Source organism: Halorientalis brevis, from assembly GCF_042678165.1.
GTDB classification, from domain to species: Archaea; Halobacteriota; Halobacteria; order Halobacteriales; family Haloarculaceae; genus Halorientalis; species Halorientalis brevis.
This window is the reverse complement of record NZ_JBHUDJ010000013.1, coordinates 49,582-68,320: the sequence shown is the minus strand read 5'-3', so window position 1 is coordinate 68,320 and position 18,739 is coordinate 49,582. Positions and strand designations below refer to the sequence as shown.

The following is an 18,739-nucleotide window of genomic DNA, read 5'->3' as shown; positions in this document are numbered from 1 at the left end:
GAAGACTGATTGGTTCGTCCTCCAAGAGTACCAGACATATGCCAGAATGCGCTCGCTGTGGAGCCTTCACTAACAATCCCGGTGACGGTGAGTACCAGTACTGCGATGACTGCCATAATCGGTTCGACAAAATCCGCCAGAACGGCGTGATCGTCGAACAAATACCTGAATCCGGCGGTTACCAAGTGTACGTCACGGCTGATACAAACCGTCACGAGGGCGGAACTGAAGAATCACAGGCCGATGCCTTGGCACGTGGCAAGTACCTTACTGACGAGCTGAGTGCCGACGGCCTGTTCACCTACCAGTCCAGCGGCTCGCAGTGGCTACTCGAGGAGTATCTCCAAACACATCCAAAGATCCGTCGTGATGTCAGGGACCGGCTGAGCCGAGTGCCGGATCGTGCAGAGGATGGACTGCTTGATCGACTCCGAAGTCTGTTCTAAGGATACTTTGGTTATCGCGGATCATGAGGGAATGAGGCGGTCTTCTCATTCTGGGCGGTGTTGCTGAAGCACATCCTCTGTGTTGGTCACAATCTGGCGATAGTCAGACAGGATTTCTTTGAGTGCGTCTGTTGCTTGAGTCTCCCACTGATCATCGTTCACAGAGAATTCTGGAAATTGATTTCCCATCTGTTGTCTCACTTCTTCCTCAGTGAGCCCGTCTGCCTTGATTGCGTCATGGTCCAACTCTGCGAACCGGATCTGTTCATCAGCCGACTCCCGGAGTTGTCGGTTGAACGCATCAGCAGAATCAGATCCCTCAATAATTCGTGCGATTATGACTGCTTCTTGGATGTAACCTGATAAGAGACGTAACTGCTCGGTATGTGCTGTTGCAACCGTCGGTGGCGCAGTGTTTGCATGAACTCCCAACTCTTCAGCGTGGCCACTCAGGTCATCAACTACCCGAATAGGTTCTATTTCAGGCGACTCAAGATGAGTACTTAACCTGTGTTTTAGTCTCTGTGTAGCATCAAGTACTGAATTGAACCACTCCTTTTGCTCTTTCTTCCTACGTTGCTGTCTTTGTTTATTTAATTTGTATTTACTAACAGCTAGAGTAGCCAGTCCACCAAAGACAGCACTCAGGAAGAGGGGAAGAACATCGTCCATTGAACCGTATGATAGATATTCAATAATTGTGCCTACAAATGTCTTTGTGACTGTGGTTAGCTATTCGTACGAATAGGTGTAGTGTCCAAAACTTCTGTCACCGCCATTCAGATACACCCGCGCCGACGCACGTCCGCTGCTACGTACTCCCTCACTACCTGTCGAATGGCCGGTCGCAACTTCCAGAATAAGGGGAATGTACAACCAACGGTTACAGAAGCAAATAACTAATCAGTCGAACAGATAAGTTGAAATTTATACTGTCTCACGGAGATTCCTGTGTACTAACCAAATATTTACAAGACTATCAATTGGGGTGAATATCATATGGCGAATCGAGTTATTTCGGTATTTGGGACTTATGACTTTCTGGCAAAATCTATGCCAGGAATGACATTAGTGTTAGGAATCATCCCATTACTGCCATCGGGATTGTTTAAGGGAATGAGATTGTTAACAAACTTCTTGGTTTTTGTCTCGTTCCTTGTTTCGGTTCTGCTAGTTGGCACACTTCTAGGAGAAGTAGCTCATACTATCGGCCGTTTATTCGAGAAATTAGCAGCCTGGTTTGGCCGACGGTTACGGAATACATATGAACTGCTCATTGACTACCCAATTGGGCCTGTTGCAGATATCTGCAGAGATCATTTCAGGAGACTTGAGGTGTCTCTTCCAAACTCTCTGGGCTCACCAAACCCCAATCAGTTGAAATCAGAGGAGGGATCAGATTCTATACCCTTATTGATGAGAATCGTACAAACTTGGCTCTCGAATATTAGAGAATGGATGGAGAGAAGGATCAAGAATGTGGCGCACATCGCCCTCTCACATCGAAGATTGTTTTTGAACCATATTGAGCCCACGCTAAACTTGGATTCTGCCCGTGAGGTATCTGAAGCAGATATGGACTTCACACACCAGAATCTCGTCGAAGTTTGTCGGAAAGAATACAACATTCACAATATGGCAGACGCCTCCAAGGTATACTCAGTCGTTGTTGGGGAAGTTGCAGAAAATGGAGAAGATCGCCCATTTCGATATCAGGCTCGTTCAGCGTTCTGCCGTGGCATGTGGGTTGTTCTGATGGGTACCTCAATTGTCTATGGCGTCATCTTTTCGCTTCCCGTTTCGCTCTATCCCACAGCGTTGAGATATCCAACGATGTTCGCTCCGCTCTTAGATATCCATATTTATATCATAGCTATAATTCTTCTCATCTCTTCATTTATTTTTGCAATCGCATCTGGCGCATACAAAGAATATTATATTGAATATCTCATAACTGAGTTCTACCAACACCACAATATTGACATCGAACAACAGCAAAAATGAAGCCTGTACAATATACTTAAAAGATGGGGTTGATACCCTTGAATTCTCGTGTCGTCGCCCGTCTACTACGGAATGTCAACTCCGCATCAAAAGATTAATTACCCCCAAGTTTATTTGGAAGTCCGTGCTTTAGAAACCGTTATGAGTAGCACTGGAAGAATTGACGAAGGTCAGTCCGAGATGGGGGTCGATGAATTAGTTCAGTGCATTCTTTCGTATTTTGATCGTGTCTCAGTAAGCCGTTTACATAATCTAGCCTTTATAATCGAAGCCAAATATCACGCTGAACATGGAGAGAGAGCAACTGATGCCGATTATGAGGCATTCTTAGATGGTTGTTTTTCTGATGATATTGCTGATGAGGTAGAGAGTTTAAACGGTATTGAGACCTCAAACATTCGAATCGGCGGCGAGAATGTCGAAACCATACATGTCCAAGGGGACTTTGAGTGTGATGCGAAAGACCCTCTTGAGACAGTTATTAACAGCGTCTGTAGAGAGTTTGGGGAAGTCCCCCCGGAGGAGGTAAGCAGGAAGATTGACCAAATAGATCTGTATCGAGATACCCCCATGAAAGAACATATTGAGTTCAATTGAGTGGGCACAGAAATCGAAGTAGGGAGGGGTCTTTCTAGCGGTAACGTTGCCACTGCAAACTGTTTGGTTCGCAACATCCCGTGCAGTATAGCGTTGACGACGCTCACAAGAAGTTGAATTGGAGCCGAGAAAGTGGTTAATCCGATAGGCGTTTGACCTACGGACGGTCTACCGCAGTCAGGTGGTTGCCTACGAGGCCGATACCCACATACCTCGTCACGCCCACCACCATTCGCACCACGCCCAACATACGATCGCCTACCTGCGGTCCTGGCACCGACGTGGCTGCCGGCCTGACCACCCAACTCCACATAGAGACTACGCTGACACCCACTAACCCCGACAGACAGTATACTCCGTCCCCCACCCGTCTCCGTGCTTCTCAATCAGGTCGTACTGCTCCAACCTCTGCAAATACAGCCGCCGCGTCGGTTTCACCTTCGGCGTCTGCTCCTGCCGCTCATACTCTGCATAGAGATCAGCCGAGCCGATCCGCTCGGCGCCGGCGATGAGCTCGTACAACAGTCGCTTGTTTGAGCCCAGTTCGGAGATGCGTCGCTCCCGAATGTCGGCCGCCCCGTCGACGGTCTTACAGGCAGATGTCAGGAGAGAATATATTACAGCCGGGTATGTAATCAAGTCTAATACTATGTCTGAATTCCCAGAATTGGTCTCGTTTGTCAAGCAGGAAGCAGGGAATTATGCGCGTGCCGTTGGCAAGTTCGAAGGTATCGAGAGTGAACTCCAGTACTGTCGCGATGATCTCAACCCGGCAACCGTCACCAATCGCTTCGAGTTGATCCACGACAACATCTCTTGGTCGTGGTCGCCGCCAGAGGACGAGCTCGACGAACAACTCGGACAGAAACGCGCTAGCTTGCAAGTCCGTGAGAATGCAGTGATTCTCCACCTCCCAACTGGACACGACGAAGGCGTACTGATCGCGTTAGAGCCAGAAGCAGCGTCCAATCTCACGACGTTTATCGGGACTTGTTTGGAATATGTTCCCGAACCCGAATCGAATACATGAATAGACACACACAGTGAGCAGCCAATTCAATGGTAACATGGCGACCTAAACCCTCACAAAATACGCTCACAGCCCTTCTATCTCCGACAAACTGTATACCCAATCCCACGGCCGTCACCGTGCTTCTCGATCATGTCGTACTTCTCCAAACTCTGCAAATACAGCCGCCGCGTCGTCGGCGGTCGCGTTGACGACGTCGACGGTCAGCTGGTCGATGCCGTCTTGGACACAGTGCTGTGAGGCCTTCCGAGGCGCGTCGGTCGTCTGCCGAGCGTTCCCCGAGGCCAGCGACGCAATGTACTCCACGGCCTCGTCGGTGACGCGAGACGAGACCATGCCGTGTTCGACGCAGGGATGATTTGCTCGTCCGAGCGGTGGAGGCGATCTATCGCCGTGCTCTCGTGAACGCCATCACGAGTTAGGTCGCACCCAAAGCCTGCGTCCCGCGTGAGTTCAAACAGTGCCGACGCACAAGAGGCATGTGACATGCAGTTTGCATAGCTCCACAGGATGTCAGAGAACACCTCCCAAGGTGGTTGTTTCAGGACTGGTGAGGCCGGATCGCCTGTTCAGTAGACGTACGTATTGAGCATTCTTAGTACAGGTTTTCCCTGCTGACAAAGAGTTGACTTCTTGTAGAGGTCGTCATTCAGGGAAAGAGTGGGCGGGAGCTCGGGACAGTGACAATGCTTTCGTGGGCAGGCTGGAACGGGTGGGGTCATGCACCAGATGTCACCTGGCCCAGTGCCTGCCGACACCGACTACCCTTGTCGTGCTATGCATGATGCCAGTTGAATCTAACGTCGTCGTGTCGTACGACTCGCCACTGGCAGGAGTGTCTTCGGGTCATGCGGTGACTACACGGCCGCAGTACTCAGTGGACTTGCCACTCTGTCGGCGGGCTACGCGTACAACGCGGGCTGTGACTGTCACGGTGTTGTGTAGCGACTGTGAGATGCGTGTGTTACCTACCGCTGGCCGCAGGCACCAGCGGCGACCTCGTAATTAGAAATTCACGACATCCGCTTCATCCCATTTCGTTTTCCGTCCGCAGGAATCACATTCGGTTCGCTCCCATTCCCACGTCTTTGATTCGAAGGTCTGCTCACTAACGAAAACGCCCGTTGTCGTCGTGGTGCCACACACGGAACATTCAACCTCAATCTGTGGCATACCGGGCAACTGTGGTAAGGTCACAGATAAATACTGTGTATTCAGTGCCCTGTTCGACGAGTGGTGTGTCATTGCCAATCATGGCACTTATTGACCTCCGCATGTAACCCGCCACCCATGAGTTACGGCGATGACTCTCTGACCCGTCGCGTGAGTACCTTCGCAGAGCGCAGTGGCCAATCACTCCAGGTGACGCTTGCCCTCGTCTATTCCCGGCTTCGCATGCACCTCCAGAAGTGGCCGACGCGGTACCTTGAGATGCAGGCGCGGGTCTACGAGAAGTCGTCACCCTGGGAGGCCAGCCACAATTGAGATAGGAGCCGTTCTCGCCACGGGTGCTGTGACGCTATTCCTGACCAGAATTATTCAGACCGAGATTAGCGCCGCTATGTGAACCGTCTATATTGACCAGGCGAGCAGCAGATCCGGTGCTCAATATGCGTGCGTACTGAGCATGAGTAACTATCACTATGGTGTCCGCCCCACTCGGTATTGATCCGAGAAAGTTTAGAGAATTGCCTCATCCAGTGATAGAGGTGGTTTGTGTCGTCGAATTCTGAACTGACGGATTTTCGTCTAGTGCATACGTTGGGTATGTACTTTCATTCCCGACAACGAACGTGGCGAACACCCGGCTGGTCGGCGGTTGGTAGTCCTGACACTCGTACGGGTTCCGGTAGCTGCGATTGAGCCAGCGGACCGTCACATGCGTCCCGGTGGACAGATTCGACAAGAGGATGCTGTCGTACACTTCAATAGTCGAGTTCGGGTCGTAGTGGTCACTGAGTTCGGCAACGGTCATGTTCATCTCCGGTGTTTGTATGTAGAGCACGTCTGCGTCGATAGGCGGGCCAACGCTCGTGAGATTTACTCTGCCACCATCGTCGGTCGGCGTTGACGTGACGGTGAACGTTGCCCTTGGTCCCGTGACGTTAGCCGCCACACACGATCTCGAAGTAAAGAAAAGCCCATCAACGACGACAACACCACTCAGTAGAATCAAAAAGACACCGACGAGCACTGCTGCAGTCTTCCAAGGAGTGGTACGAAACCGCGTCCAACTATTACCTGTAGGCTCCTTAGACATCAATTGAATTTTACATACAACTCTATTGATAAATATATTCCCTGTACTGATCGAAATTGAGTAGAGAACTAGCTGCTCGAACTGCTCAGTATACGTGCTTATTGGTCAGTAGTTGTGGAAGATTACTCCGCTGTTCGCTCAACCCAGAAACCATGAACAAGTCCAGCCAGTGCAATTACGACACCGAATGTCAGTGCGCCGTGCCACTCATAGGGCATGAAGCCAACCCACAATACCCAGACGATAGCAAACAATTCGAGAAGAATAGCTTCGTTTGTTGTCACAGAAGACCCATTATCTAATCAAAACTGAGTCAGTTTCGATATGTAGTTCGTCTGTACTGAGCGAATCGGTGGGAGCGAAGAACAGCAAAGTGAACCGTTGTAATGACACCCTCTAGCTCCAGCTAAACTCGAACGCTTCGGCCTCTAACCTTGCGAGCGTGTACCTGGCGATCATTGTCTTGCCCGCGCCGCTCGGCCCGTAGCTCGTGACGTTCGCGGCAGGCCGGCCGTCCGTGACTGGAGGGCGCACCAGACAGTTGCTCGAGCTTGCCATCGCGGTGAACCAGATCCTATGTGAGTGGCAAGCGTCACAGGTGTTGTGACGCGGGGTGGAACTGACAGAAGCGTTCGCGTGTTACGAACACGCTCACTACTTCTGAAAAGAAAGGGGGCTGCTGAGTCCTGCAGCTAGAAACCAACAGGCGTCAGCGGCTAGAGGGCACGTCTAGCCGCCTCCATCTTCGCTAGTTTTCAGTCAGCGCTAGATTACCATCCACTCGTCACGGGGGTTAGCCACTTGCCCCCGTCACAACGGGTGTGACGCCACCTGTGAGGGCTTTAGTCTCTCCATCCTCTAGGAGATCCATTCCGATGTAGCGTTTCTCCAAGAGGCCTTCAGCTGTCTCGCGGGCCATGCAGAGAATTTGTTTCCGTTGCTGGCGTCGACCGACCTGCCTCGACTTCATTTCAACGTCTCTCCCACCGACCTCCTGCATCTTCTCCCAAACTCGCCGTATTGTCTCCCGATGTGGTGACTTGCCGAGAATCGCAGTGAGAGCGTTCTCAACGTTGTCACGCGTGAAGAATATCCCGCTGCCGTCCGACCGTTTTGTCGCAAATTCCCGCCAGCGCTTCCAGACTACGATCGCACGGTAGGTGTTGTCCTTGTTATTCTCGACGTACATCTCCTTGATCTTCGACTGCCGGCAGTTCGCGAAGAAATCGAGCGGCGACGTCGACGGCTCGACTCCCTGGGGGAGCTGCTCGGCGTCCTCCTGCTGGTCGGGATCGGCGGCGGCTTGCTCGGCCTTTGCGACCGCGCTCCGCGCGATGTCGCGGGTTTTCTCTTCGCTCTCCTCGACATCGTCGACCCGCTGCTGAAACTCGTTGTGGCGGGCGGTGAGGTCCTGAATCGTCTCCTGTTGCTCCTCGATTGTCTCCTGTTGGTCCTGGACGACGTCTTCCAGGTCGCGACGGCGCTTGCGCTCGTCAGCGAGGTCGTCGAGAACGAGATCTAGGAGTTCTCGGGTCGCAGGATCTGCGATGTCGTCGACGAGCTCACGCATCTCGTCGATGTCCTGATCTTCGCGAGCGCCGTCGCGACCGCCGACTGATTCAAATCCAAGGGCATCGGCGACGTCCTTTTCATCGGGCTGTTCGGTGTCGATCTGTGCAGGGTCTTTCCCAATCTGTGCCTGCTGTTTGTCTGTGGACATGATTTCAGGGGTGCTTCGGCTGCATCGAGACGGTTAGCGAACCGTGCCAACCCCGATCGATAGAGCAGTCGCTATCGAACGGGGAACACATTTATTATGGGCGACAAGGAACAGGGGAGTGTCCAATTCTGCCCCCGTTCCTTGTCACCCCATGCGGATGGGGTTATTTTTTAGGTCATATGAGAGAGGCGTGTCGCCAGTCTTCCGTATAAATCTATCGGATATGACAACTTTCGTACCTATAGAGCAGTGAGGTTTAGGCCAACCAAAAGAATCAGAAACTAGCCATAGATGATCTATACCCTGCGATTTTAGCACTGCACCGTTTAAAGCGCATTTTTTCTTTATCGTTATATTGGATAATGTATCACTCTGGAATATATTGGTCGACGAAATATCCTATAATAAATCAGTCTGCAATTATTTTTCTGTCACTCTATCGTAAGAATTTGGCCGGGAACAGTCGTCTAGGCGCACTGATTGATAAACCGTGTCAACACCGGCACTAACCAACAGACTGCGACCGACCAACACAATGTTGGTAGTTTCTGGTTCTATCTCCGTGGCCCACAATCGTTCAGAAAAGGTGTTCCGCATACGCGTCGATTTCTGGCAAAATTGCCATACACTTAACCCACCTCAGTGAGAAGTGAAGATTGCATAGTGTCGGTCGGGGTTGCCATTCGTGCAACCTCTTATTCATCCCGCAGATCTTCTACGTGAGCTCGTAGCTCTTCGATCTCCCGCTGATGGCCAAGACAGAGTGACATCAGGATGGCTTCGCGCGGGTTGTGTGGATTGAGGTAGCCGGCCGCATCGGCGTGAGCGTGCGCGTGCTCCAGGAGGTCGTCGAACACCTGCTGATCCTCGTAGACAAGTCCTCGACGAAACTGCTGGTACTCGTCGACGAACTGGTTGACCTGGTCACGGAACGTCGGGTTGGTTTTTCCCATACTGTGCCGTCGACGTGGATGTCACGTATGCGTTGCAGGGGGATTTCCGGATTTCCGGATTTCCGGGTTTCCCAACTGGATGATTTGGCTCGAAGCAATTGGTGGCCGTCTGCCGGTTTACTTTCGGCACGTAGGGGGTGAAGCACAGCCATCGCGACCGTCTAGAGAAAACACGTTCGTCGGGCGAAAAGTGCCACGTGGCAGATGGCTTGCGGTCGTCATGCGGACTATCACGAGCGCCCCTATCGCCGGAAAACTATCACCTACCCCTCACGGGTGCAGCTTTGTTGTTGGGCTTTAGGACGGTGTTTTCGTCCGCATTTCGGAGTTTGAACGCTTTGATTTTCAATCTATCGACGGTAATCGTTTTCACTCGAAACAGGGTGTGTTGAAGAACAGTCTCGGATCTAGGCGAACTGTCCGAGGTCCGTCTGGCCCACTGTCGCGGCGGTTTCCGACGTTGTCTCGTTCTCGTCGACGTGCTCCCGTGCCCACTGCCGCGCCTTAGGGAGGGTCAATCAAGGCCTCGTCCGGCGTCTTGACAATCCCGGATATCTCGTGGTCGTGAGCGTTCATCACCACAACTTGCAACGATTAGAGGACAACCGTGTGTAATAGCAGATAGCTACTTGTCGCCCCGTCACCCGAACGGGAAGGGGACATCACCTCCGTTATCTTCCAAGTACTCGACAGCGGCATCCGCACTCGTTAAGTGGATATTCTTCCGGTGTCCACCGCCGTAGCCTTCGATTGGCGACTCAGGATCGGTCAGCATCTCGTCAATCAGGTCCTCAGCCCGGCCTTGTGCGTGGGTCGGAACCGAGTACCCGACAACGGTCGTCACCTGTTGTTTCTTATCGCCGATGACGCGCTTCCGTAGCATTTTCTCCACGATTCGATTCCGTATTTCTTGATCTTCCATCCCTATTGTTACCTATGGGTTACACCTAGTTATAGTTGTTTACTGTAGGTAGCACCAATGGTAATAGCACGTAACGCTTTTGTATACAGAGCGTTAACAGGAAAGTACAATGAGCGAAGTGGAATCCACCGAGGCATACGCTGACGACACGCCGCTAGTCGAGCTTTTCGGAGAGAACGCACGCACACGAATCCTCGCCGCTATCGTCGGCAACCGGAAGCGTGAACTTTCGGTGAGCGAACTGGCCCGAGAGGCAGGCGTTGCGAGAAAAACGGTGTACGATCACATTGACGAGTTGGTCGAGATCGACGCCGTCGAGGCACGCGAAGGTGGGCAGGGAAACCGCTACACGCTCGCAGATACTGAGTTGGGTGAACTGCTGTACAAAACTGAGGGGATCGCACTGCGGAACCTGCTGGAAGCAGAAAATAAGCTATAGTCGGTTTCCATTTTTACTCGAAACGCGGTGTCGTCGAAGCTAGGTACGCGATGGCTGCTGATCTGTTATAGATGGCACTCGTGGTCCAACTCGTCCTAGGAGGGTGTCATACAACGGTTCACATAGCTGTTCTTCGCTCCCCCGATTCGCTCAGTGCAGAAGCGAAATCTCACAGTCTTCTCCGGAACTGATATCACTGAACGGGGCTCAAGAGAGTTTTTTACGACCTATTTCGCTGATTTCAGCACTTCTGTAACCTGCGTCCCCGATTCCAACTTGAGTATTTGTCTCTACCCAACCGGCCGTTTTCAGAATGTATAGATTTAGGTCTATCTTCGTTTCAGATGCACTGAAGTCGTCAAGGAGTTGATCACGCTCGACCGCCGCACGACTCGGGTTCTCGAGATAGTAGTTGTAGAGATAGTCTACGAGTTCTTCTTGGAGGTCCTCATCAACAGGAACATCGTCGCGTATTTCGTCAACTCGTTCAATGCCCTCATGCGAAAGCAGGTCGCTATTTTTCGTCGGACGTGGATGCACGTAGCGGTCTTTGAAGAGTTGCCACACATCATGTGCTTCCTGGCTGTCTACGTTCAGTGTGTTTTCAATCTCTTGAATCGCGTGTCCGGCGCTAATGTAAAATGTGTGGGGCTGCGGGTCAATGAACTCGTCGTAGAAGTGTTCTAGAACCTCATCAAGTTGCTGCTGACGATTAGTCGGGGACATCAGAAGAAACTAACATTTCGAGTGATATAATTCTGGTGAGTAATGTCGGTTCCAATGTTGTGACTGAGTTTCCCCATGAATATTACTCCCCCTCAAGTGATAGACTTAATCTAAATCAATTGAATGAGCTATCTACTCAGTAGGCACGTCTACTGAGCAGGCAATCCATCCTCACCAGACCTGAACTCAACCACCTTGCAAACTGTTCTATGACACCCTGCGTCCTAGACGTAATCGTAATGCCGAATGCTAACCAATAGTCAGGCACAGTTTTGAGTATCGTTGGTTAGGAGCTCTCGTCGTACGGACCAGCGCTACGGTCCCGAGACTTCCCATGATTTTGAAGATCGTCGGTCCGGCGCTGGTCCGTTTGATAGTACGTCAAAGAGCGCACTAAAACCTCGCGGTTACTGCAGCTCCTCTAGGACCTCCTCCTGGATGTCGACTTGGCCGACATCGTCGACGAGACGAAACGCCAACACTCCATCCGTCGCGAAGACTGCAAGCCTCTGCTCCTCGTCAATGAGCTCCTCGTTCGTGCCGCCGAAGGCTGCCTCGATGTCCTCTCGCGGGAAGGTAATACGTCGGCGATCGGACCGAACGCGCCGAGCGTGGAGGTCCGAGCGGCCATCGATCGACTCCGAGATGCCCCTCGCGATCAACGTCGCCTCGTCCTCGAGGGCGCGATATCGGATCGACGGGAACTCGTCGAGAGCCGCTGCCTGGGTTGCGGGGGCGCTCGACCATGCGAGCGTCCCATCAGAGTCGAATTCATGCGGTTCGATCACGTCGACAAGCTCTAACTGTCGGGTCTGCTGTTGTGGGGTCATGGTGTGCGTGTGGTGTCGGATGGTGTTTGGTCGTCTGGTCTCGATTGGTGGTGGTGTGATCTCGGGTCCACCGGAAGGCCCGCACGGGAATCGAACCCGCGTAATGCCAATCGGGCGGATGCGTCGAAAACGCCGGAATTTTCGGCTTCTTTAGCTATCGGCTACCTCCTGAGCCGCCTCGATCTCGTCGGTCATCCAATCCATTTGATTGCCGTTCCCGCCCCGGGCTTGTTCGATCTCCTGGAAGGGGAACGAGACCGACAGGTCAGCCGTGTGCGGGAGTCGATCGAAGACACCCCGCGTCTCCAACGGATTGCGGTAAGTCGTCCCCAAGAGGATCTCGAGGTCGACGTCCTGGGGGTCCACGCCGCCGGCGACCTGCTTGATCCAGGCGGTCAGTCCCTCGTAGACGTCAAGCGCCCACAAGTCGAGCAGGGTGTCGACGTTGTCGCCGTTGGGGAGTCGTACATCGGATTGCACGGGCACGCCGCGCAGGTCGTCGACCGTCCTGTCATAGTCCGCGACCGGCTCTTCGGGAGACAGCACGCCGAACTTCGCGGAGATGATGCAGTACTCGTCGGCTACCGCCTTGCCGTAGCGGTCCTTCACGGTCCAGTACCCGCTACTGTAACGCTCTCGCGCTGGCATCAGGCCGTCCGCGTCGTCCTTCGACTGGGAGCAGCCCACGGCCGCCAACGTCGCCGGCTCCGCGTCCCGGTAGTCCTCGATCGCCCGCTGCGCCTGCCGGCAGTAGCTCAGGGAGTAGCGCCCCAGGCCGTCGCGGGTGCAGCGGCCCTTATAGACCTCGGTCATGGCGTCCAGGGCGTCGGCGAGGTTGTCGCAGTGGGTGGCCATGTGGGCTGGCATCAAGTCGGGGACGCTGGTATCGTCGAGAACGTCTGCCAGCAGGTCGTAGAGCGGGCGGTCCTCGGAGTCGACAGTGTGGCTCTCGGTCTCGCCGAACCGTTCGCGCTCGACCGTGACGGGCTGCTGCCGGGAGCTCATTGTTCCTCCCGTAGAACGGGGGCGACCCCGTGGACGTCGTGCCCCCGCTCCGTCAGCAGCTCGTACATCTCGTTGGCGATCTCCCGTGTCTCCTCGTCGTCGACGTCGAGACCGAGGACCCGAAAGGCGAGGTCAGCCATATCAGGCACCCTCCCCGGCTCGGATCGTGCGGCGTTCGACCCGAAGATCCTCCTCGCTGTCGTCGTCCAGGATCTCCGCGAAGTCGCCCAACTCCTTGAAGCCGATTCGCGCCGCGAAATGGGCTTGGCCGTCGATAACGACGATGTCACCTACGCTCATGCTCCGCATCTCCCCGCCGTGGTAGCTGAGTTCTTCGTCGATGCGACCGCCCTGCATCCGGTGATAGATATGTTCCCGGAGGTTCTGCGTCTCGGGATCGACCTCGATCTTCGCGACCGTCGCAACCTCGTAGGCGGACGTGATCGTTGCGGCGTCGACGGCGTCCGGGTCGGCGAAACACCGAATGTCGCAGGCAATCTCGAACCCTTCGGGGTTGTTCTTGCTGTCGTACGTCGTGTATAGGACTTCGATCGTTCGCTTCATGGGAAGTCTCGGGAGCTTTCGCCCCACACCTACACAACATGCAGGATTACTATTAAAACCATCGGTATGTCCCACGGTGTGTGACAACTACTGCACAATATATCTGCGTATAGACTGTCCGAAATTGAATTAACACTGCGTTGATGTCATGTTAGCATGAGCGTTCTCCAAGGGATTGTTCGGTTCGCCTCGAGGAATCCGGGGAGTACCGCGCAAATCCTTTTCAGCGCGGTTCTGGCCTGCGCCACTATCGCCTACACTTTTGGGGTCTTTAGACAGGTTTCTGAGATGAGGACAGACAGGCTGACAAGGAACAAACCGCTTGTGACACCCACTATAGACACCAAGTACGCGGTGAATCACTTTTTCGCCATCGAGAATACGGGTGAAGGTGTAGCATACGATGTCGAAGCCGAGTGGTGGTGTGATGAGGGTGACAAACAGACGTGGAAGATACCACTTCTCTCACCTGGGGAACGACGCACGTTTCCGCTCCCGTTCGGTGGAGAGGATGGAACGATAACAACGAGCGGGCAGATCGAGGATGCGGCAGGAAGGGATGCCGTTATCGAGTTCAGGGTTCGGTATTCGGACTCGCTCGGAAACCGGTACACGCCGGAGAAGAACTCTGATGAGGCAACTGCGTCCATTGGCGTGCTGGACACGATTCAGACGCGTGAGGATGCGGAGGAGTACGTGGATGAGAGTCCCGTCAAGGCCATCGCGGACGAGATGGAAGAAGTGACGAAACGGCTGGAACGAATTGAGAGGAGCATAGAGATGGAGTATTTGGAGGGGAATGCAAAGCAGGAAATTCGTGACCGGCTTACGGAACTTGTTCGGGAAGAGGGCGTGCTGACGTTTGGTGAGCTGGTGGATTCACTTAGCCTGGATAAAACGGTGGTGGCGGGGATGGTGTACGAATTGCGAGGTTCCGGCCAGGTGGACTTCGACGAAACGGATGGTTTTCCGTTCAAGGATTCTGATGTAGAGATTGAGTACGTAGATAATGGATAGTAGATTGTGGGTTGTGACCTACACACTCCTTTAATAGCTCACCCCCAACGCGATAGATCGCTCCGGCCGTCGCTAATCTCGTCGTCGTCGCACCACGTGGTCAACTCGTAGGCCAGCATGAGGGCCTGAGCAGCCGCAAATTGAGCCCGGACGGTCGACGACTTATCTCCCTCCGGAAGTAGCACCCGTTTCTGCGACCAGCGTTTGTCTGGTAGCTTATTGTTTTTCGGGGCATTCTCCGGCGTCGACGTGTCGAGTGAATCGACGAGCGGCCGCTGCGGATCGTCAACGATCGACTCTCGGATCGCCCCGATTACGGACGGGTCCGTTCCCATCCCGAGCGCGTGAACGTGGACGTCCGGGCCGACGATCTCCCGAACGCGCCGGAGAACGTCAGCCTGGAGTTCCCCGCGTTCTCGGCTAAGAGCGCCTACTGCCACCCCTCCGATGTTACACGGGCTGTCCCGCTTGATGTCCTTGGCGAGTCTTTCAAGCGTGTATTTCGAGGGGTCGGCACCGACCGGAACGAGGATTTCTGCCTCGCACGGGTGGCGCTTGTAACGCTCGGCGAAAAACTGCATCTCGTTTAGCGGGTAGCTCTGCCCGTCGAGAGCCCAGTAGTCCTTAGAGACGACGTAGTCGGCGTCAAAGTCGTGGGCGGCGTCGAGAATCTCCTCTATCGGATAGTGAGGGTCCTGGAAGACAGAGTCAATAATCAGCGTCTCACAGGCGTCTCGGACACTCGGGCGGGCCTCACGGGCCGACTGCATCCGGTAGGGCCAACCGTACCGGGGATTGATCCCCGAAACGAACACGTCGACCGGACACTCGCGAGCGATGAGCTCGCGCTCGGCGATCTCGCGAGCGTAGTAGGCGGGAACGTCGACAGTCGCGGGCTCGGTCGCCTCATGGTCACCCTCGACGTCGTCGACGTCGCCGGCAGTCGTCCCAACGGCGTCGGCACTCATTGTCCGAACTCCATTAGACCGGCCTGTTCGCCGGATTCCGCCCCCTTCGCGGCGCACAGGTCAGCGTCCGCCATGTCCTCGCAGCCAGCTTGTCGGCAGGCCTTGCAGAGGGTCCGGCAGAACGGGGAAGGGAACGTCTCGCCGCAGCACTCGCAGGTCTGCTCCGACATCGTTAGACCTCCACCATGGCGGTCTGATAGTCGTCGTCCTGTTTGTGCCCCGCGCTGGCTGCCCGCAGAACGGCGTTCTGCAGGTCGCTGTCTAGCCCCTCGCGGAACTGGTTGACTGCCCGGATCGTCTCGAAAAACCAGTCCCAGTAGTCGCGTGCGTCCTCTCCACGGGCCGGAAGTGGCTGGTCCCCCTCGATCATCAGAACCACTCGCCGGAAGTGCTTACAACCCGTCTCCGGCGGGTTCTCCTGCATATCCGGGCAGGTGCAGGTGCGCTCTGCCAAATCGACCTCGTATTCTGATCCGCTCGACGAAAACACGCGGTAGATGCCCGTGGCCTCGCCCTTCTCGAAGGGTCCGCCCCCGATTTTGTGCCGACGAGCGGGGAACGTTTCGGGGACGACGAGCATGGGCTCCGTCCGCGCCCGGTAGGTCCGGCGCTCCGCCGAATCCAGGTCAAACCGCTGGCTGATGTATTTAAGCGTCCATCCGAACTCCCCTTTGAGAGTAAGGGGGTCCTCGGGTTCCTGAGTAGTGCTTTCTGCGATCATGGGAAGTCTCGGGTCTTTCAACCCTTACCTGCATATTGTGCAGGCCTAGTCATAAAGCTATCGGAAACCGATAGAAAGCGGTCGAAAAGAGTGGTGAACTGCGGGCAGTCCTCAGTCGTCGGCTGCTTCGATAATCTTCGCTGCCGTGTTACTGATCGTCTTCATCCGCTCCGTAATTTCTTCGGGCTCGTTGCCCGCCCAGGCTGCCAGATAGAATTTTGAGCCGGACGTGTCGAGTCCAAAGTACCGCCCGACAACGTAGGCCACAGCTTCGGCCTCAATCTCCCGCTCGGGCCGTTCGGGGTTGTCCCATCCCGTGTGTAGGACAGCGTGCGCGATCTCGTGGGCCAAGTCGCCGGCTGCAGCGGCAGGGTCACGGTCCTGAATTTCTATCTCCGGTGGGTCCTCTGACGTCCGGGCGATGGCCTTCGCGTCTCGGTCCCACTCGTCGACATCGACGACCTCAACCGGAAAGCCGATCTCGCGGGCGGCGTCCTGCAGGGCAGTCAGGACGTCCTCCCCCTGACCGGCCTCGACCGCTTCCGCGTCAGTGTCCGGACTCTCGGGCAGGGGCTTGCCTTCGGTCTGGGAGACGTCGAACACCGGGGCCGGCGAAAACCCGGTCAGAATCTCGCCTTTCGTCCACTCGTTCGGGTCTTCGCTGTCCCACTGCTCAGGTGCGTCCGGGGCGAGCGGACAATTCAGGTCCTCGTTGTCCTCGTGGTAGTTAGGCGCGTTCCCGCAATGGGGACACTTCTTCGCGGTAATCGTGTTGGGCCGCCAAATCCAGATCGCCGATTCTCCCTCTTTGACGGATCGGTCAAACTCGTTTTGCCACGTCCAGAACCCGGCGACCATAGAGGCGTCCGGCTTCTGCATATGGATGAGGGCCGTGTTTCGGGGGCTGTAGTCGTGTAACTTGGCCTGTGCGTCCAACCACTGCCGGAACACTTCGGCCCCCCTCGCGTCTTCCGTCGCCTCCTGGAGTTCACTGATCCACTCCTCAAGGCTATCCTCCATGTCGTCGCTGCGGGTCGACTTATCCGAGAAGTCGACAGACTGCGGGACATCTCGCGTGTCGTTGGGGGCCGTCTCGAACTCGGAAAGTGTGGCATTTCGTGCTTTCATGGGAAGTCTCGGGCTTTCACCCAATACCTGCACATTATGCAGGATAAGTAATAAAACCACCGGAATACGGTAAGGTTTCCACTCTGGGGGCCATCTGGTACGTCTCGTGAGGGGGTGGCTAACCGCCAAAACCCTGTCAAAAGAGAGTGTTTGTTGGTTAGATTTTTAGCAGGATGCCATGCCAAAGAACAGCCAAACGTCGCCGTGTTTCCCCTCTAATCCCTTCCTGGCGCGGTAGTTCTTGGCCTCTTTCGTGCCGGACACGTTTATCGCGCCGGCAGGTCCCCACTTGTCATCAACCCGCTCGTCCCGCGCTGTGAGCAACTGACCGGCGTATTTGCGCTTCTGCTTGCCCTTATGCTCGGACTTGGGAATCACCGTGAAACCGTGTTTCTCGGCAATTGTCCCCGTGTAGCCACCGTGTCCGTGCATATACTCTGCGTGCTCCTGCGCGGCCTGGAAGGCCTGCTTTGCCGTCTCACCGAAACCGTAGGTGAAGAACGAAGCGGCACCCATTTTACCACGCCTCCTGGACATCGAGGCTCTCAATGGTGCCGACTGTTTCTCCGTTGGCGTGCGGGTTCGTAACCCGTGCCTCACCGTCCTCGCCCGGCCAAAGGTCGAACATATCGTCGGAGATCGCCACCCGGACGGTGTCCCCGGCGTACGGATAGGCCACGCGTGCGTCAATCTCCTGCCCGTTATCGAGCGTCACGTAGACGCGGTCGAGGTCGTCCAGATTCTTGATTTGCTCTCCGACTGTTGCTGTCTCCGTGTTTCCGTTCATGGGAAGTCTCGGGGGCTTTCGCCCCATACCTGCACATTATGCAGGACATATCATAAAACCACCGATTCGCAGGAATGGGACGGATAGTCCGCCTAGGCAGAATATTGCTAACCAACAGAAACGGTTTAGAAGAGTGTATGTTGGTTAGCTTACAGTGGGGTCCAGGTCGTCCGGGCGTCGGGGGACGCTCGGAGATATCTAGCCGCCACTTCCGGGGCGTTGCTCGGTATCGGTTCGATACCGGCCTCGAAGGCGACCCCCTTCACATCCATCATATCGGGTCGGTGAAATGCTATTTTAGCATGTTGTCGGGCGACTGGTCCGGCACGGACCTGGATCTCCCGCAACACTTCTTGTTCAAACTCCTGTTTCAGACCGGTGATAGTGGGACAGTAGACAGTCATAGTCGGGTGGGGGCTATCGGGTGTCGGTTAGCCGGACGGTCACAATGTCCTCGCTGCCTGGTCGCTGGCCCGTCTCACTAACGATTGACCATTCAATATTCCGTGCCCGGAGAACTGGCGAAAGCGACTGCCGAACGAGACGTGCGGGAGCGTGGCATCGTCCCGTTATTCCGCTAGCGTCAATTTCGATGTGATAATCCCGGACGTATCCTGTTCGC

Annotated in this window: 24 protein-coding genes; 7 read left to right on the top strand and 17 right to left on the bottom strand. The window is 54.8% G+C overall.

Features of this window, described 5'->3' with window-relative positions; translation table 11 throughout:
* Positions 1-38 precede the first annotated feature (38 nt).
* Positions 39-446, top strand: coding sequence for a hypothetical protein (locus ACFR9U_RS16270; RefSeq protein ID WP_247382044.1), 408 nt, complete (start codon positions 39-41; stop codon positions 444-446).
* A 45-nt stretch (positions 447-491) separates the two neighbouring features.
* Here ACFR9U_RS16270 and ACFR9U_RS16265 read toward each other — a convergent pair whose 3' ends face one another.
* Positions 492-1,118, bottom strand: coding sequence for a hypothetical protein (locus tag ACFR9U_RS16265; RefSeq protein ID WP_247382040.1), 627 nt, complete (start codon positions 1,116-1,118; stop codon positions 492-494).
* Positions 1,119-1,445: 327 nt separating this feature from the next.
* Between ACFR9U_RS16265 and ACFR9U_RS16260 the strand changes: the two genes are divergently transcribed.
* On the top strand, positions 1,446-2,450 hold the full coding sequence (locus ACFR9U_RS16260; protein ID WP_247382037.1) for a hypothetical protein: 1,005 nt from the start codon (positions 1,446-1,448) through the stop codon (positions 2,448-2,450).
* Between the two features lie 141 nt (positions 2,451-2,591).
* Positions 2,592-3,047, top strand: a complete 456-nt coding sequence (locus tag ACFR9U_RS16255) for a hypothetical protein (protein WP_247382034.1) — start codon at positions 2,592-2,594, stop codon at positions 3,045-3,047.
* Between the two features lie 333 nt (positions 3,048-3,380).
* Here the strand turns inward: ACFR9U_RS16255 and ACFR9U_RS16250 are convergent, their stop codons facing one another.
* Positions 3,381-3,569 carry a hypothetical protein gene (locus ACFR9U_RS16250; protein WP_379814758.1) on the bottom strand — a complete coding sequence of 63 codons (189 nt, stop codon included), beginning with the start codon at positions 3,567-3,569 and terminating at the stop codon, positions 3,381-3,383.
* Between the two features lie 127 nt (positions 3,570-3,696).
* On the opposite strand from ACFR9U_RS16250, the gene ACFR9U_RS16245 reads away from it, so the two are divergent.
* Positions 3,697-4,077 carry a DUF7522 family protein gene (locus tag ACFR9U_RS16245; protein ID WP_247382030.1) on the top strand — a complete coding sequence of 127 codons (381 nt, stop codon included), beginning with the start codon at positions 3,697-3,699 and terminating at the stop codon, positions 4,075-4,077.
* 114 nt (positions 4,078-4,191) lie between these two features.
* Here ACFR9U_RS16245 and ACFR9U_RS21335 read toward each other — a convergent pair whose 3' ends face one another.
* On the bottom strand, positions 4,192-4,413 hold the full coding sequence (locus tag ACFR9U_RS21335; RefSeq protein WP_247382027.1) for a hypothetical protein: 222 nt from the start codon (positions 4,411-4,413) through the stop codon (positions 4,192-4,194).
* A gap of 954 nt (positions 4,414-5,367) precedes the next feature.
* Between ACFR9U_RS21335 and ACFR9U_RS16235 the strand changes: the two genes are divergently transcribed.
* Positions 5,368-5,562, top strand: coding sequence for a hypothetical protein (locus ACFR9U_RS16235; protein WP_247382025.1), 195 nt, complete (start codon positions 5,368-5,370; stop codon positions 5,560-5,562).
* A 208-nt stretch (positions 5,563-5,770) separates the two neighbouring features.
* On the opposite strand, the gene ACFR9U_RS16230 is transcribed toward ACFR9U_RS16235, so the two are convergent.
* The 4 genes from ACFR9U_RS16230 to ACFR9U_RS16215 form a co-directional block, all read right to left on the bottom strand.
* Positions 5,771-6,337, bottom strand: a complete 567-nt coding sequence (locus ACFR9U_RS16230; RefSeq protein WP_247382022.1) for a hypothetical protein — start codon at positions 6,335-6,337, stop codon at positions 5,771-5,773.
* A gap of 793 nt (positions 6,338-7,130) precedes the next feature.
* Complete coding sequence (locus ACFR9U_RS16225; RefSeq protein ID WP_247382020.1) at positions 7,131-8,057, bottom strand: hypothetical protein; 927 nt, start codon at positions 8,055-8,057, stop codon at positions 7,131-7,133.
* A 695-nt stretch (positions 8,058-8,752) separates the two neighbouring features.
* Positions 8,753-9,010 (bottom strand): DUF8156 family protein, encoded by a 258-nt coding sequence (locus ACFR9U_RS16220; RefSeq protein WP_247382018.1) that lies wholly within the window; start codon positions 9,008-9,010, stop codon positions 8,753-8,755.
* Positions 9,011-9,650: 640 nt separating this feature from the next.
* Positions 9,651-9,932, bottom strand: coding sequence for a hypothetical protein (locus tag ACFR9U_RS16215; RefSeq protein WP_247382015.1), 282 nt, complete (start codon positions 9,930-9,932; stop codon positions 9,651-9,653).
* A 109-nt stretch (positions 9,933-10,041) separates the two neighbouring features.
* Here ACFR9U_RS16215 and ACFR9U_RS16210 point away from each other — a divergent pair, with 109 nt between their 5' ends.
* The gene (locus tag ACFR9U_RS16210; RefSeq protein WP_247382012.1) at positions 10,042-10,371 is read left to right on the top strand and encodes a winged helix-turn-helix domain-containing protein; all 330 of its coding nucleotides are present in this window, start codon (positions 10,042-10,044) and stop codon (positions 10,369-10,371) included.
* Between the two features lie 207 nt (positions 10,372-10,578).
* Here ACFR9U_RS16210 and ACFR9U_RS16205 read toward each other — a convergent pair whose 3' ends face one another.
* The 5 genes from ACFR9U_RS16205 to ACFR9U_RS16185 form a co-directional block, all read right to left on the bottom strand.
* On the bottom strand, positions 10,579-11,097 hold the full coding sequence (locus ACFR9U_RS16205) for a hypothetical protein (protein WP_247382009.1): 519 nt from the start codon (positions 11,095-11,097) through the stop codon (positions 10,579-10,581).
* A 407-nt stretch (positions 11,098-11,504) separates the two neighbouring features.
* Positions 11,505-11,927 carry a hypothetical protein gene (locus tag ACFR9U_RS16200; protein WP_247382006.1) on the bottom strand — a complete coding sequence of 141 codons (423 nt, stop codon included), beginning with the start codon at positions 11,925-11,927 and terminating at the stop codon, positions 11,505-11,507.
* A gap of 150 nt (positions 11,928-12,077) precedes the next feature.
* Positions 12,078-12,932, bottom strand: a complete 855-nt coding sequence (locus ACFR9U_RS16195) for a DUF6884 domain-containing protein (protein WP_247382004.1) — start codon at positions 12,930-12,932, stop codon at positions 12,078-12,080.
* On the bottom strand, positions 12,929-13,072 hold the full coding sequence (locus ACFR9U_RS16190; RefSeq protein ID WP_247382002.1) for a hypothetical protein: 144 nt from the start codon (positions 13,070-13,072) through the stop codon (positions 12,929-12,931). The genes ACFR9U_RS16195 and ACFR9U_RS16190 overlap by 4 nt, the downstream gene beginning before the upstream one ends.
* 1 nt (position 13,073) lies before the next feature.
* Positions 13,074-13,496 carry a hypothetical protein gene (locus ACFR9U_RS16185; RefSeq protein WP_247381999.1) on the bottom strand — a complete coding sequence of 141 codons (423 nt, stop codon included), beginning with the start codon at positions 13,494-13,496 and terminating at the stop codon, positions 13,074-13,076.
* Between the two features lie 156 nt (positions 13,497-13,652).
* Here ACFR9U_RS16185 and ACFR9U_RS16180 point away from each other — a divergent pair, with 156 nt between their 5' ends.
* Complete coding sequence (locus tag ACFR9U_RS16180) at positions 13,653-14,513, top strand: COG1361 family protein (protein WP_247381997.1); 861 nt, start codon at positions 13,653-13,655, stop codon at positions 14,511-14,513.
* Between the two features lie 38 nt (positions 14,514-14,551).
* On the opposite strand, the gene ACFR9U_RS16175 is transcribed toward ACFR9U_RS16180, so the two are convergent.
* From ACFR9U_RS16175 to ACFR9U_RS16155, 5 genes are all read right to left on the bottom strand, one after another.
* Positions 14,552-15,481, bottom strand: a complete 930-nt coding sequence (locus tag ACFR9U_RS16175) for a hypothetical protein (RefSeq protein ID WP_247381996.1) — start codon at positions 15,479-15,481, stop codon at positions 14,552-14,554.
* Between the two features lie 172 nt (positions 15,482-15,653).
* Positions 15,654-16,202 carry a hypothetical protein gene (locus tag ACFR9U_RS16170; protein ID WP_247381995.1) on the bottom strand — a complete coding sequence of 183 codons (549 nt, stop codon included), beginning with the start codon at positions 16,200-16,202 and terminating at the stop codon, positions 15,654-15,656.
* Between the two features lie 111 nt (positions 16,203-16,313).
* Positions 16,314-17,354, bottom strand: coding sequence for an ImmA/IrrE family metallo-endopeptidase (locus tag ACFR9U_RS16165; RefSeq protein WP_379814751.1), 1,041 nt, complete (start codon positions 17,352-17,354; stop codon positions 16,314-16,316).
* Between the two features lie 141 nt (positions 17,355-17,495).
* Complete coding sequence (locus tag ACFR9U_RS16160; RefSeq protein WP_247381993.1) at positions 17,496-17,846, bottom strand: hypothetical protein; 351 nt, start codon at positions 17,844-17,846, stop codon at positions 17,496-17,498.
* A 1-nt stretch (position 17,847) separates the two neighbouring features.
* Positions 17,848-18,144 carry a hypothetical protein gene (locus ACFR9U_RS16155; RefSeq protein WP_247381991.1) on the bottom strand — a complete coding sequence of 99 codons (297 nt, stop codon included), beginning with the start codon at positions 18,142-18,144 and terminating at the stop codon, positions 17,848-17,850.
* Positions 18,145-18,739 lie beyond the last annotated feature (595 nt).

What these genes read in the sequence shown, in the direction of transcription:
- ACFR9U_RS16265 (WP_247382040.1), bottom strand. Translation starts at nt 1,118, where the DNA reads ATGGACGATGTTCTTCCCCTCTTCCTGAGTGCTGTCTTTGGTGGACTG.
- ACFR9U_RS16225 (WP_247382020.1), bottom strand. Translation starts at nt 8,057, where the DNA reads ATGTCCACAGACAAACAGCAGGCACAGATTGGGAAAGACCCTGCACAG.
- ACFR9U_RS16155 (WP_247381991.1), bottom strand. Translation starts at nt 18,144, where the DNA reads ATGGGGCGAAAGCCCCCGAGACTTCCCATGAACGGAAACACGGAGACA.
- ACFR9U_RS21335 (WP_247382027.1), bottom strand. Translation starts at nt 4,413, where the DNA reads ATGGTCTCGTCTCGCGTCACCGACGAGGCCGTGGAGTACATTGCGTCG.
- ACFR9U_RS16160 (WP_247381993.1), bottom strand. Translation starts at nt 17,846, where the DNA reads ATGGGTGCCGCTTCGTTCTTCACCTACGGTTTCGGTGAGACGGCAAAG.
- ACFR9U_RS16195 (WP_247382004.1), bottom strand. Translation starts at nt 12,932, where the DNA reads ATGAGCTCCCGGCAGCAGCCCGTCACGGTCGAGCGCGAACGGTTCGGC.
- ACFR9U_RS16230 (WP_247382022.1), bottom strand. Translation starts at nt 6,337, where the DNA reads ATGTCTAAGGAGCCTACAGGTAATAGTTGGACGCGGTTTCGTACCACT.
- ACFR9U_RS16255 (WP_247382034.1), top strand. Translation starts at nt 2,592, where the DNA reads ATGAGTAGCACTGGAAGAATTGACGAAGGTCAGTCCGAGATGGGGGTC.
- ACFR9U_RS16245 (WP_247382030.1), top strand. Translation starts at nt 3,697, where the DNA reads ATGTCTGAATTCCCAGAATTGGTCTCGTTTGTCAAGCAGGAAGCAGGG.
- ACFR9U_RS16215 (WP_247382015.1), bottom strand. Translation starts at nt 9,932, where the DNA reads ATGGAAGATCAAGAAATACGGAATCGAATCGTGGAGAAAATGCTACGG.
- ACFR9U_RS16200 (WP_247382006.1), bottom strand. Translation starts at nt 11,927, where the DNA reads ATGACCCCACAACAGCAGACCCGACAGTTAGAGCTTGTCGACGTGATC.
- ACFR9U_RS16175 (WP_247381996.1), bottom strand. Translation starts at nt 15,481, where the DNA reads ATGAGTGCCGACGCCGTTGGGACGACTGCCGGCGACGTCGACGACGTC.
- ACFR9U_RS16170 (WP_247381995.1), bottom strand. Translation starts at nt 16,202, where the DNA reads ATGATCGCAGAAAGCACTACTCAGGAACCCGAGGACCCCCTTACTCTC.
- ACFR9U_RS16235 (WP_247382025.1), top strand. Translation starts at nt 5,368, where the DNA reads ATGAGTTACGGCGATGACTCTCTGACCCGTCGCGTGAGTACCTTCGCA.
- ACFR9U_RS16220 (WP_247382018.1), bottom strand. Translation starts at nt 9,010, where the DNA reads ATGGGAAAAACCAACCCGACGTTCCGTGACCAGGTCAACCAGTTCGTC.
- ACFR9U_RS16180 (WP_247381997.1), top strand. Translation starts at nt 13,653, where the DNA reads ATGAGCGTTCTCCAAGGGATTGTTCGGTTCGCCTCGAGGAATCCGGGG.
- ACFR9U_RS16210 (WP_247382012.1), top strand. Translation starts at nt 10,042, where the DNA reads ATGAGCGAAGTGGAATCCACCGAGGCATACGCTGACGACACGCCGCTA.
- ACFR9U_RS16185 (WP_247381999.1), bottom strand. Translation starts at nt 13,496, where the DNA reads ATGAAGCGAACGATCGAAGTCCTATACACGACGTACGACAGCAAGAAC.
- ACFR9U_RS16260 (WP_247382037.1), top strand. Translation starts at nt 1,446, where the DNA reads ATGGCGAATCGAGTTATTTCGGTATTTGGGACTTATGACTTTCTGGCA.
- ACFR9U_RS16205 (WP_247382009.1), bottom strand. Translation starts at nt 11,097, where the DNA reads ATGTCCCCGACTAATCGTCAGCAGCAACTTGATGAGGTTCTAGAACAC.
- ACFR9U_RS16270 (WP_247382044.1), top strand. Translation starts at nt 39, where the DNA reads ATGCCAGAATGCGCTCGCTGTGGAGCCTTCACTAACAATCCCGGTGAC.
- ACFR9U_RS16190 (WP_247382002.1), bottom strand. Translation starts at nt 13,072, where the DNA reads ATGGCTGACCTCGCCTTTCGGGTCCTCGGTCTCGACGTCGACGACGAG.